Genomic DNA, 12,432 nt, shown 5'->3' on the forward strand with positions numbered 1-12,432 from the left:
CCGGGCCGGCAGCGTGTGTGGGGCACTGCCGGCCCGGGGCCCGTGGGAGTCGGTGCGGCCGCGCGTCGCGTGTGGGGCGCGGCCGCACCGGGGGGAGGGACTAGCCGTTGAGGATGTCCTCGATCTGCTGGTCGGCCTCCTCGGCGAGCTGGGCGACGTCGCCGCCCTGCGCGATGTTCACGAAGAGGTCCTGCAGGATGCCCGCCGCCTCGACGTCGGCCCACTTCGGCGAGGCCGGCGTGAGCTTGGCGTTGCCGGCCGCGGCCGAGATCGCCTGGGCGACCTCGTCGGTGCCGACCGTGTCGCCGAGCGAGAGCTTCGCCGGCACGAGGCCGTTCTCGCCGTAGATCGTCTGGAACTCGTCCGAGAGGATGATCTTCAGCGCGTCGAGCGCGAGCTCCGGGTGCTTCGTGTTGGCCGAGATGCCGATGTTCGAGCCGCCGGCGAAGACCTGGGCGGCGTCGCCGTCAGCGCCCGGGAGCGCGTAGACGCCGAGGTTCTCCTCCTGGTCGGGGCAGCCGGGGGTCTCGGCGTCCTCGGGGGCGAGGATCGACCACTTCACCCAGGCCGGAGCCGCGAGCTGCAGCGACGTGCCGTCGCAGAACCCGACCTGCGGGTTCGACTCGTTGGCGTCCTTCGGCGCCTTCGACGCCTCGGTCATGACCTTCTGGACCATCTCGAGGCCCTCGATCGACGCCGCGGAGCTGAGCTGGGCGTCCCACTCCTCGCCGTCCGGGACCGCGACCTCGCCGCCGGCCTCCCAGATGTAGGGCAGCGCGGCGTACCAGTTCTGGCCGGGCCACCAGACGCCCGACTTGCCGGGGTTGTCGTTCGCGAGCTGGATGGCCTGGTCGACGTACTGGTCGAGCGAGGTCGGGACCTCGATGCCCGACGCCGCGAAGGCGTCCTTCTTGTAGAAGACGAGCGACGAGCCGGAGTACAGCGGCGCCGCGTAGAACTTCTCGTCGTACGAGCCCACCTCGACGAAGCCGGGGAGCAGGTCGTCGCCGCCGAGCTCGTCGTAGTGGTCGGTCAGGTCCATGAAGGCACCCGCCGAGGTGAAGGCCGGGGCCTGCGTGTTGCCCACCTCGACGACGTCGGGGCTGTCGGAGCCCGAGAGGCTCGTCGTCAGGCGGTCGACGAGGCCGTCCCACGACTGCTCCTCGATCACGAGCGTGGAGCCGGGGTGCTCCTCCTCGAAGGTCTCGACGAGCAGCTCGCGCGCCGCGTCGGGGGTGTCGGTGCCGACGAGCCAGACGCGGATCTCCGCGCCCTCCTCGGAGGCTGCGTCGCCTCCGGTGGTGGCGCACCCGGCGAGGGTCAGCGCAGCCGCGGCGCCGAGCGCCACGATGCCGAGGTTCCTCATTGCGTGGTTTCCTTTCGTAGGGGGAAGGTGGGAGCGGGGGTGCTGCCACCCGTGGTGCAGGGGGTGGGGCCTAGGAGACCCCGAGTTGGCCGGAGAGGACCATGACGGCCGCCCCGCGCAGGACGATGTCCTGCCCGTGCGCGGTCATCCGGAGCCTCAGTTCCCGGTGGTGTTCCGTCATCGTCCGGTTCCGGACCGTCTCGACGGCCGCCTCGAGCAGCGGGCCGTCAAGCAGTTCCGCCGGTCCGCTGAGCACGACCTCGGAGAGGTTCAGCGCACCGACGACGGGGGCGAGCACGATGCCGAGGCGTCGGCCTGCCTCCCGCAGGGTCTCTTCGCGAGCGGATGCCGCGGCGTCCGCGGCGCCGAGTCGTTCGAGCTCGGCGGTGAGTCGGGGCACGGCGAGCCAGGCCTCGAGGCAGCCGTGCTTCCCGCACGCGCAGCGCGGGCCGCCGTCGGTGCCGACCACGACGTGGCCGATCTCGCCTGCGGCGCTGCCGGCTCCGAGCACGGGTCGGCCGCCGATGATCAGGCCCGCGCCGACGCCGTGGCCGACCTTGACGAGCACCAGGTCGCCGGGCGCGCCGGCGTGCTCGGCGAGCACGGCGACATTCGCGTCGTTCGCGACGTGCACGGGCAGGTGGAAGGCGGCCTGCAGCCGCTCCTGGAGCGGGAGGTCGGTCCAGCCGAGGTTCGGGGCGGAGCGGACGACGCCGTCGGGACCCACGACGCCCGGCGAGCCGACGCCGATGCCGAGCACCGGGGAGGTCGTGAGGGCGAGCAGGCCGTCGAGGAGCTCGGTGACGAGTTCGACGGCCCGCTCCCCCGTCGCGCCGTCGAGGGCGACCTCGGCGCGGGCGACGGTGGCGCCGTCGAGGTCGAGGACGGCCCCGCGGAAGCGCGTGTGCTCGGAGAGGTCGAGTGCGACGACGTGGTGGCCGGTGCGGTCGATGTCGATGAGCGTCGCCGGCTTGCCGGGGCGCGCGTCCTCGCGCTGGCCGAGCTCGACGACGAGGCCCTCGCCGATGAGCTCGGCGACGAGGTCGGACACGGTGACGCGAGTGAGGCCGGTCTCGCGGGCGACATCCGCCCGGCTCTGCGCGCCCAGGGTGTAGAGCGTCTGCAGGACCAGCGAGCGGTTGTGGCTGCGGGCGTGCTCGGGGAGCACCTTGCCCGAGGTGCGCAGCGCGCGGCCCGCGAAGAGCTGGCCCGCGGCGGCCGTCGGGGTCGAGGGCCCTGCCGCGCGCTCGCTGCCGAGTGCGATGCCTGCGGGCGCCTGCCCGGGTGCTGCTTCCGTTGCCGTCACGTTTGTTAGTACACCTTACGAACAAACCTCCGCGCAACCCTTCGGACGAAATTCGTTCAGGTTCTTTACAAACCCGTGACCTGCCGATTCGGGGACGGACGGCACGACCCGCGGCGCGGGCCGGTGCCGGAACGGGCGGGCGGAGCGCCGTTCCGGCACCGGGGTCGCGCGCCGTGGTCGGATCCGCGGCCTCAGGCCGCGACCGACCCGACGGGACGCACCCGGCCCGCCGCCGGACGCGTGGCACGCGTGGTCGCGACGCCGACGCCGAGCAGGACGAGGCCCAGGTTCGCGAGGGTCTCCGCGTACCCCGGGTGCGCGGCGGACTCGGGCAGGACGAAGAGGAGCGCCGTCGCGGGCAGCGTCAGCATCAGGAGCCAGGCCGACGGCGAGCGGTCGCCCTGCACGAGCATCGTGATGCCGAGCACCGCGGGCAGGAGCAGCATTCCGAAGAACCCGACGTTGACGGCGATGCCGAGCACGCCCTCGGGCTCGATGCCGAACAGGTGCACCGTCAGCCCGATCGCCATCGTGCCGTACACGGCCGCGAGGGCCCACCGCACGACCGAACGCCACGGGCGTCCCCGGAACACCGGCGCCGCGACCGTGAACAGCACGACCACGATCAGCGCATAGCAGGCGACGTGGACGGCGCCACCCACCGCGGAGACGAACGGCAGCGGGCTCCCGTCGGCGAAGACCGAGTCGGAGCCGGTGACGATGCGCGTGAGCGCATCCGAGAGGGCGATCGCGGACGTGGCGATCGCGCAGATGAGTGCGGCGAGGCGGATGCGGGACATGGCTGGTTCCTCCGGTTCGACTGGATGCGATGGTCGACGACCACCGGGAGCAGGCTCCCGTCGCATGTGCGCGGCCGCATCCGCCGAGGGGGACCGCGGCCGTCCTCGGTCGGGACCGATCGCCATCCTCCGCGGGCACGTCATCGACGTCGTTCCCACGGAGGATGCGCACGGCCTCGGCGGCGCACTAGCGTTCGTCGCATGGGCCCGCGCATCCGGTCGTTCGCCGTCGTGGCGGTCGTCGCGATCACCGCGGCGGTCGCCGCCGTCGCCGCCCTGAACCGTGGCGCGCTGCCGCCGCTCGACGTCGTGTTCGTGTCGATCCTCTTCGCGTTCCTCGGCCTCGGACTGCGCGCGGCGGTCCACGCGTGGCGGTCCGCGCACCGAGCCGCCTCGGTCGCGGCGACGACGATCGGTCGCTCGCCGGAGGAGGCCGCCCGGGCCGCGGTCGACGAGGAACGGGCGAGGATGTCCGCGGACATCGAGGCGGTCGTGCGTCGCGCGGTGCTCGCCGTCCGGGCGCACGCCGCCGCCCTTCCGTCGGCGCTCCGGCCCCCGGCCGCGGGCTCGGAGGACGACGACGCCACGGACCCACGGCACGACCTCGCCGCAGCCGCCCCGGGCGAACCCGCGACCGCCGGCGCGACGACCCCCGCCTCCCCTGCCGACGTGCCCGCCGTCCTCCGCGCGATCCAGCACGACGGCCGCGCCGCGACGGCCGAGCTCCGACGCCTGCTCGAGCTCCTTCGGGCGCCCGGCGGCGACGGCGGCCCCGTGCCCGCGGAGGCCGAACCCATCGCATCGCCGCGCCCGCGTCCGGGAGCGCTCGACCTCGTCCTCGCCGCGGTCGCGGTCGCGGTGTGCCTGGTCGAGTCCCTGGCCGGTCCGGCACTCGACCTCCCCGGCCCGTCGGTCGTCGCCGTCCTCCTGGGCGTCGTCGCCGCTGCAGCGACCCTGGCCTGGCGGGTGGATCCCGGGGCCGCGCTCGCCGTCCAGGCGGCGGCGGTGGCGGTCGGCACAACCCTGGGAACGCCCGTCCGGTTCGGCACGTGGACCGTGCTCGCGTTCGGCCTCCTGATGTGGGCGGCCGTCGCGCACCCCCGCCGTGGACCGCTCGCGATCGTCGGTCCGGTCGCCCTGACCGCCGTCGGCGTCTGGTCGCAGGTGGTGTGGTCACCCGACAACGTCGGCATCCTCGTGGTCATCCTCGCCGCGGCCGCGCTCACGGGGTCCGCGAGCCGGGTGCTCGATGCCCGCCGTCGCCGCAGTGCCGCCAGCGCCGCCCGGCACGAGGCGATCCTCGATCGCGAGGCCGGCGCGGCGGTGCAGCGCGACCGGATCGCGACCGCGCGGGAACTCCACGACGCGGTCTCCGCGACCATCGGCGTCATCGTCATGCAGGCCGGCGCGGCGGAGCTCCGGTGGGCCTCCGACCGACCCGCGGCGATCCGGGCGATCGGCGTGGTCGTCGCGGCGGCCGACCAGGCCGTCGACGAGCTCGACGACCTCATGCCGCGGCTCGCGGGCGCGACGCTCGGCGGCTCGGCCGACCGCGGCCCGGCCGACCTGCCGTCGCTGGTCGAGCGGATGCGGCACGCCGGCGTGCACGTCGACGCGACGCTGCAGGATCCGCCGCCCGACCTCCCCCGCGACCTCGCCGCGACCGCATATCGGATCGCCCAAGAGGGCGTCGCGAACGCCGCACGCCATGCGCCGGGGTCCCGCATCGCTCTGTGCCTCGCCGTCGTGGGCGACGCGGTGGAGGTCTCGGTGGTCGACGACGGCGCGCGAGCCGCACCGCGATCGCGCGGCGGCTACGGGCTCACCGGGCTCGCGGAGCGCGTGGCCGAGGTCGGCGGCGAGTTCGCCGCCGGTCCGCGAGACGACCGGGGGTTCCGGGTGATGGCGCGGCTGCCGCTCGTGCACGTGGACGGAGCGCCCGGGTGACCCGCCTGATCCTCGCCGACGACCACGAGCTGCTCCGGAGCGGGCTCGTCTCGATCCTCGAGAGCGACCCCGACCTCGAGGTGGTCGCCGTCTGCGACGACGGTCCGACGACCGTGGCCGAGGCCGCCCGCCTCCAGCCGGACCTCGTGCTCATGGACGTCGAGATGCCCGGAGGCGACGGCATCACGGCGATCGCACCCGTCCTCACCGCGGCCCCGTCCGCACGGGTGATGGTGCTGACGATGTTCGACCTCGACGACTACGTCGCGGGTGCCCTGCGGGCCGGCGCGTCGGGGTTCCTCATCAAGACCACGCCGCCGCGCGAGCTGATCGCCGCGGTGAAGGCCTGCGCCGCCGGCGAGTCGACCTTCGGGCCGAGCGTCATGGCCCGGCTCGTGCAGAGCTACGTGGAGCGCCCGACGGCGGAGGCCGCCCCGGCCGGAGCCGCCGAGCTGACGCCGCGCGAGCGCGAGGTGCTCCGCGCCATGGCGCGCGGGCTCTCGAACGCCGAGATCGGCGCCGAGCTCTTCCTCGCGGAGACGACGGTGAAGACGCACGTCGCGCGCGTGCTCCTGAAGCTCGGGGTGCGCGACCGAGTGCAGGCCGTGGTCGTGGCGCACACCTCGGGGCTCGCGGACTGAAGGCCGGGCCGTCGGAGCCGGGCGCTCGGACGCCGGCCGCGTCGCGGGGGTCAGCGCCGGGCGGTGTCGGGCCGCGCCGACCCGGACGCGACCTCGGCGCGGCCGGGGTCCACCGCGGCCCGGGCGTCGCGGCGGCCGCCGATCGCGCGCAGCGCGGCCAGGATCGTCGCGAGGTCCACGAGCTCCTGCAGCAGCGCGCCCGCGGTCGCCGGGATGAGACCGAACGCGGCGACCAGCATGAGCGCGACGCTCACGACGATGCCGAGCCAGATCGACTGCAGGGCGATCCGGACGGTGTCGCGGCCGATCTCGACGGCCTTCGCGGTGCGGGAGATGTCGTCGACGAGGATCACGGCACCCGCGGACTCGCTCGCCGCCGTCGCGCCGCGGGCGCCCATCGCGATGCCGACGTCGGCGGCCGCGAGCACGGGCGCGTCGTTGACGCCGTCGCCGACCATGATCACCGGGCGCTCGGCGATCCCGGCGACCTCGTGGACCTTGTCGGCGGGCAGGCACTCCGCGCGCACGCGCTCGATGCCGAGCTCGGCCGCGATGTGGTCGGCGGTCGCCTGGGCATCGCCCGTGAGCATCATGGTGTGGTGCACGCCGAGCTCGTCCAGTCGGGCGAGCGTCGCGGCCGCGTCGCCGCGCAGCCGATCGCGGGCGAGGAGCGCCCCGGCGTGCCGACCGTCGACCGCCACGTAGACCGCCAGCTCGCCGGGGGCGATGTCGGTGCGCCGAGCCGACGGGGCGTGCTCGGCGACGAACGCGAACTTGCCGACGACGACCTCGTGCCCGTCGATGCGGGCGACCACGCCGTTCGTCGCCGCCTCGCGCGCGGTCGCCGCCTCGGCGAGCTGGATCCCGCGTTCGGTCGCGGCGTCGATCATCGACGCGGCGAGGACGTGCGACGAGTACTGCTCCGCCGACGCGACGAGCCCCAGCAGCTCGTCCTCGCCGTACGGCGGTTCGGGCCTGACGGCGACGAGCTCGGGCGAGCCGTGCGTCAGCGTCCCGGTCTTGTCGAAGACCGCCGTACGGACGCGGGCGAGCTGCTCGAGCACGCCGCCGCCCTTCACGATCACGCCGTTGCGCGCGGCCCGGCTCATGCCTCCGATGAAGGCGACGGGCGCCGCGATGAGCAGCGGGCAGGGCGTCGCCAGCACGAGCACCTCGGCGAAGCGCACCGGGTCGCCCGAGATCCACCACGCGGCACCGGCGAGCAGCAGCGAGAAGGCCGTGAACGGCACGGCGTAGCGGTCGGCCAGCCGCACGACGGGCGCCTTGCTGGCCGCGGCCTCGGCGACGAGCGCCACGATCTGCTGGTACTGGCTGTCGGCGGCGCGGGCGGTCGCGACGATCTCGATGGCGGCCTGGCCGTTCACCGACCCGGAGAGCAGCTCGTCGCCGGCGTGCTTCTCGACGGGGATGCTCTCCCCCGTGATCGACGACTCGTCGACCGTCGCCTCGTCGGAGCGCAGCGTGCCGTCGACGGGCACGATCTCGCTCGGTCGCACGAGCAGGACCTCACCCGGGCGTACCTCGTCGACGGGCACGTCCACGAAGTGGTCGTCGACGACGCGGTGCGCGCGCTGCGGCGCGCGCGTCAGCAGCGCGTCGAGCTCGCGCTTGGCACGGCGGTTCGCGTAGTCCTCGAGGGCCTCACCGCCGGTGAGCATGAGGACGACGATGAGGGCGGCGACGTACTCCCCCACCACGACCGTCGCGACGATGGCGGTGACCGCCAGGATGTCGAGCCCCCAGTGCCCGCGCAGGATGTCGCGCACCATGCCGACGGCCTGCCACGCGGCGATCGCGAGCGCGTACCCGCTGAAGATCCACGCGACGAACCGGCCCTGCCCGGAGAGCGCCAGCACGATGCCGACGAGGCCGATCGCGAGCGTGAGCGAGACGACCGGGTAGCGACGGACGAGACGGATGCCACGGGCCATGCCTCCATCCTCGCCCACTCCCCCGACCCGGCCGCGACGAAGGTCCGTTTCTGCGGTGGAGTGCAGGTTGATCCCGTACTCCACCGCAGAAACGGCACTCGGATGCGCGCGAGGGCGAACGAGGCGTCGCGGGACACGGCGAAGGGCCGGATGCACGCGGCATCCGGCCCTTCGGACCGCTCGAGCGGGGCGGCTCAGGCGCCGAGGCGCGCCTTGAGGTTCGCGTCGATCGTGTTGAGGAACTGCTCCGTGGTCTGGAACTCCTGCTCGGGGCCGACGAGGAGCGCGAGGTCCTTCGTCATGGCACCGGACTCGACCGTCTTGATGACGACGTCCTCGAGGGTGTGCGAGAAGTCGATCAGCTCCTGGTTGCCGTCGAGCTTGCCGCGGTGCGCGAGCCCGCGCGTCCAGGCGAAGATCGAGGCGATCGGGTTGGTCGAGGTGGGCTTGCCCTGCTGGTGCTGGCGGTAGTGGCGCGTGACCGTGCCGTGCGCCGCCTCGGCCTCGACGATGCCGCCGTCGGGCGTGGTGAGCACGGAGGTCATGAGGCCGAGCGACCCGAAGCCCTGCGCGACGGTGTCGGACTGGACGTCGCCGTCGTAGTTCTTGCAGGCCCAGACGTAGCCGCCCTCCCACTTGAGCGAGGCCGCGACCATGTCGTCGATGAGGCGGTGCTCGTAGGTGATGCCGGCGGCCTCGAACTTGTCCTTGAACTCGCTGTCGAACACCTCCTGGAAGATGTCCTTGAAGCGGCCGTCGTAGGCCTTCAGGATGGTGTTCTTCGTCGACAGGTAGACCGGGTAGTTGCGGTCGAGGCCGTAGTTCAGCGAGGCGCGCGCGAAGTCGCGGATCGACGCGTCGAGGTTGTACATGCCCATGGCGATGCCCGAGCCGGGCGCCTGGAAGACCTCGAACTGCTGCGGCTCGGAGCCGTCCTGCGGGGTGAAGGTCATCGTGAGCGTGCCGGCGCCCTCGAACTTGAAGTCGGTGGCGCGGTACTGGTCGCCGAACGCGTGGCGGCCGACGATGATCGGCTTGTTCCAGCCGGGCACCAGCCGCGGGATGTTCGAGATGATGATCGGCTCGCGGAAGATCACGCCGCCGAGGATGTTGCGGATGGTGCCGTTGGGCGACCGCCACATCTTCTTCAGGCCGAACTCCTCGACGCGCGCCTCGTCGGGCGTGATCGTCGCGCACTTCACGCCGACGCCGTGCTGCTTGATGGCGTTCGCCGCGTCGACCGTGATCTGGTCGTCGGTCTCGTCGCGCTTCTGGATGGAGAGGTCGTAGTACTCGAGGTTGACGTCGAGGTACGGGTGGATGAGCTGGTCCTTGATGGCCTGCCAGATGATGCGGGTCATCTCGTCGCCGTCGAGTTCGACGACGGTACCTTCGACCTTGATCTTCGACAAGGGGCGGTCTCCTTGGGATCTCGTGGGATTGCTTGGGAAGCGAGGAAGTCTCGGGGGTGTCCGGACACGCCGTCGTCCAGCTTACCGCGTCGGCGGAATATCTCGACATCGAGAGATCGAGCATCCGCAGCGCGACCACGGCGGCGAGGCCGGCCGCCGGCATTCGGCCGAGGCGGCGCGTGCCGCCGTCGTTCCATCCGGTCGCATGAGGGTTACCGGCGCGCCACCTCATGCGGTTAGGCTGCGATGCATGGCTGATCTGCGACTCGAAGAACTGAACGCGACGAACATCGTCGCCGCGAACACCCTGTCGCTGAAGCCGGGCCAGGAGCAGTTCATCGCGCCGGTCACCTACGCCGCCGAGTCCTCCGTCGTGAACCCCGCGACCGCATGGCAGCGTGTCGCGCTCAACGACGACAGGGTCGTCGGCTTCATCCACGGAAACTTCGACCCCGAGAACGAGCACGAGGAGTTCCGGGCCTGCATCTGGCGCATCAACGTCGACGCCGAGGCGCAGGGCAAGGGCGTCGGCCGGTTCCTCGCGCACGCACTCGCCGAAGAGGCGAAGCGCCGCGGGTTCGACCGCATCACCGTGCTGTGGGAGCCGGGCGAGGGCGGACCGGGCGAGTTCTTCCACCGCATCGGCTTCCGCGACGTCGGCGAGACCCAGTACGGCGACGTCATCGGCGCGCTCGAGCTCGCCGGCTGAGCCGACCCTCCACGACCCGGTCGAGGGGCGACGGATGCCACGGCACGGCGAGGGCTTCGTCGACGCCGTGCTGGCCGTGGTGTCCGACATCCCTCCCGGCATGGTGATGACGTACGGCGACGTCGCGGCGACGCTCGGCTCGCGCGGAGCGCGCGCCGTCGGCCAGGTCATGGCGCGCTACGGCGGCGACGTGCCCTGGTGGCGCGTCATCCGTGCGGGCGGCCGCCCGCCGGCCGGACACGCGGTCGCCGCGCGCGAGCACTACGTCGCCGAGGGCGTCCCGATCCGCGCGGTCGACGACGAGGACGGCTACCGGGTCGACCTCGCGGCCTGCCGCTGGCGCGGCTGAGCCGTCAGCGTTCCCGCGCCCGGACCGGCACGGCCGTCGCGCGCCCCGCCCGTGCCCCGCGTGCGAGGTCAGAGGTCGGCAGGCGAGGAGACGACGCCGGGTGCGACGGACTTCGCAGGGTCCGGCGCCGCAGCGGCATCCGGCGGCTCCGCGCCGGACTCGGCCGCGACGAGGAGCCCCGCCCCGGTGCCGGGGAGTTCGTCCGAGGCCTCGAGGTGCGCCGGCATGCGCACCGTGACCGTGGTCCCCGCGCCGCGCGGGGAGTCGAGCTCGATCGAACCGCCGACCGCGTCGATGCGGTCCACGATGCCGAGCATCCCGGTGCCCTTGTCGAGCGACGCACCCCCGACGCCGTTGTCGCGGATCATCAGCACGAGCTCGTCGCCCTCGACGTAGGCCCGGACCCAGGCGCGCGTCGCCTGGGAGTGCTTCGCGATGTTGGCGAGCGCCTCGGCGACGGCGAAGTACGCCGTGGACTCCACGAGCTCGGCGAGCCGGCCCTCGGGCTGGACCGCGATGTCGACGGGGACCGGGCACCGCCCGGCGAGCTCGGGCAGCGCGAGCGCCAGGCCGCCCTGCGACAGCAGGCTCGGGTGGATGCCGTGCGCGAGTTCCCGCAGCTCCTTGAGGCCCTCGTTCAGTGTCGCGATCGACTCCTCCAACTCGTTCGCGAGCGCGTCGTCGTCGGAGGCGCGAGCCGTGTTCGCAGCGATGCGGAGCTGCATCCCCACGGCGACGAGGTGCTGCTGCGCCCCGTCGTGGAGGTCCCGTTCGATCCGTCGCCGCGCCTCGTCGCCCGCCTCGACGATCCGCTGGCGCGACTGGCGCACCTGCTCGAGCGTCCGCTCGATCTCCGACCTGAGCCGGCCGTTGTCGACCGACAGCCGGAGTGCGCTCGAGACGCCGTCGAGCAGTCGCATGTTGTCGGTCAGCACGCGATCGTGCCGGATCAGGGCGATCGGCAGGCCGCTCGGCGATGCGACCGGCAGGATGCTGTGCCCGCGGCCCTCCTCGGCGGAGTCGATCGGGTGGCCCGCGGCATCCACGTACCGCCCGCGCTCCTCGTCCCACCAGAAGACCCGCACCGAGTCGTCCCGAAGGGTGCGCGCGAGCGATTCCGCCCACAGCCCGCGATCGGCGCCCTCGCGCGTGATGCGCATGAGGTCGGCGACGCGTGCCCGCATGTTGCGCGCGTGCGCGATGCCCGCCACGAAGCACACCGGCACCGAGGCCATCGCGATGAGCGACACGGTCTCGAGCGCGAGGTTGGGCGGGGCACCGGTGGCGTACCGGACCATCTGCGCGGCGAGCGTGCTCACCCACGACAGGAGCGCGACCGGCATGAGGAACGCGACCGTGCGCGCCGGCACGCTCCCGCGGACCCAGCGCAGGAGCAGTCGGAGCGCGATCGCGATCGCGAGCGCCACCCCGACGATGCGGTACCCGATGTCGACGATCGCGAACACGGCCGGAGCCTCGGCGACGCGGTACGGGTTGGGCACGCACTCGCACGGCACCGAGTCGGGCCCGGCGAGCGCGAGGACGGTGAAGAAGTTCACGACGGTCGCCACGAGCGCCGTCGTCGCGATGACGCGGTCGAAGCGATCACCGAGGCCGCCGCGCGGGTACACGAGGACGAGGATGCCGGCGACCACCGCCCAGCCGAGGTCGACGCCGCGGAGGATCGGCCAGAGCCATCCGAGCGATTCGATCACCGGGTAGAAGGCCTGCGGGATCCAGAACAGGACGAACACGATCATGAGCCGCGCGGGCACCGGGTTCGGCCCGATCGCCCACGCGACGCCGGCGCACGCCGCGAAGACGAGCGGGACGATCGCGTGCACCGTCGTCCAGGACAGCTCCGGCCGCAGCGCCTCGGGGGTGGCGAGGTAGCCCGAGACCTCCATGAACAGGCTGATCGCGACGACGGTCGCGATCACGGCGGTCCGT

General features: G+C 73.1%; 10 protein-coding genes. 4 read left to right on the forward strand and 6 right to left on the reverse strand.

The genetic code is table 11. The annotated features are described in order from the left end of the window. Nucleotides 1–100 precede the first annotated feature (100 nt). The 3 genes from GJR97_RS10780 to GJR97_RS10790 form a co-directional block, all read right to left on the reverse strand. Nucleotides 101–1,366: an extracellular solute-binding protein gene (locus GJR97_RS10780; RefSeq protein WP_154346478.1), complete on the reverse strand. Its 1,266-nt coding sequence runs from the start codon at nt 1,364–1,366 to the stop codon at nt 101–103. Between the two features lie 70 nt (nt 1,367–1,436). Further along, nucleotides 1,437–2,630 carry an ROK family transcriptional regulator gene (locus GJR97_RS10785; protein ID WP_407643598.1) on the reverse strand — a complete coding sequence of 398 codons (1,194 nt, stop codon included), beginning with the start codon at nt 2,628–2,630 and terminating at the stop codon, nt 1,437–1,439. Between the two features lie 233 nt (nt 2,631–2,863). Continuing rightward, entirely contained in the window at nt 2,864–3,472 is a 609-nt protein-coding gene (locus tag GJR97_RS10790; RefSeq protein WP_154346479.1) for a hypothetical protein, read from the reverse strand. Between the two features lie 201 nt (nt 3,473–3,673). Here GJR97_RS10790 and GJR97_RS10795 point away from each other — a divergent pair, with 201 nt between their 5' ends. After that, on the forward strand, nt 3,674–5,419 hold the full coding sequence (locus tag GJR97_RS10795; RefSeq protein WP_154346480.1) for a sensor histidine kinase: 1,746 nt from the start codon (nt 3,674–3,676) through the stop codon (nt 5,417–5,419). Then, a complete protein-coding gene (locus GJR97_RS10800) occupies nt 5,416–6,060 on the forward strand; it encodes a response regulator transcription factor (protein WP_324613403.1) in 645 nt (214 codons plus the stop codon). The genes GJR97_RS10795 and GJR97_RS10800 overlap by 4 nt, the downstream gene beginning before the upstream one ends. A gap of 50 nt (nt 6,061–6,110) precedes the next feature. Here the strand turns inward: GJR97_RS10800 and GJR97_RS10805 are convergent, their stop codons facing one another. Both GJR97_RS10805 and GJR97_RS10810 read right to left on the reverse strand, forming a co-directional pair. Then, entirely contained in the window at nt 6,111–8,012 is a 1,902-nt protein-coding gene (locus GJR97_RS10805) for a heavy metal translocating P-type ATPase (protein ID WP_154346481.1), read from the reverse strand. Between the two features lie 194 nt (nt 8,013–8,206). Then, nucleotides 8,207–9,424 (reverse strand): NADP-dependent isocitrate dehydrogenase, encoded by a 1,218-nt coding sequence (locus GJR97_RS10810; protein ID WP_154346482.1) that lies wholly within the window; start codon nt 9,422–9,424, stop codon nt 8,207–8,209. Nucleotides 9,425–9,674: 250 nt separating this feature from the next. Here GJR97_RS10810 and GJR97_RS10815 point away from each other — a divergent pair, with 250 nt between their 5' ends. Together GJR97_RS10815 and GJR97_RS10820 are read left to right on the forward strand one after the other, a co-directional pair. Then, entirely contained in the window at nt 9,675–10,133 is a 459-nt protein-coding gene (locus GJR97_RS10815) for a GNAT family N-acetyltransferase (RefSeq protein ID WP_154346483.1), read from the forward strand. Nucleotides 10,134–10,167: 34 nt separating this feature from the next. After that, nucleotides 10,168–10,482: an MGMT family protein gene (locus GJR97_RS10820; RefSeq protein ID WP_154346484.1), complete on the forward strand. Its 315-nt coding sequence runs from the start codon at nt 10,168–10,170 to the stop codon at nt 10,480–10,482. A 68-nt stretch (nt 10,483–10,550) separates the two neighbouring features. On the opposite strand, the gene GJR97_RS18785 is transcribed toward GJR97_RS10820, so the two are convergent. Beyond that, nucleotides 10,551–12,422 carry a sensor histidine kinase gene (locus GJR97_RS18785; RefSeq protein WP_154346485.1) on the reverse strand — a complete coding sequence of 624 codons (1,872 nt, stop codon included), beginning with the start codon at nt 12,420–12,422 and terminating at the stop codon, nt 10,551–10,553. Nucleotides 12,423–12,432 lie beyond the last annotated feature (10 nt).

It is taken from the genome of Agromyces kandeliae, from assembly GCF_009674665.1.
Lineage (GTDB): Bacteria > Actinomycetota > Actinomycetes > Actinomycetales > Microbacteriaceae > Agromyces > Agromyces kandeliae.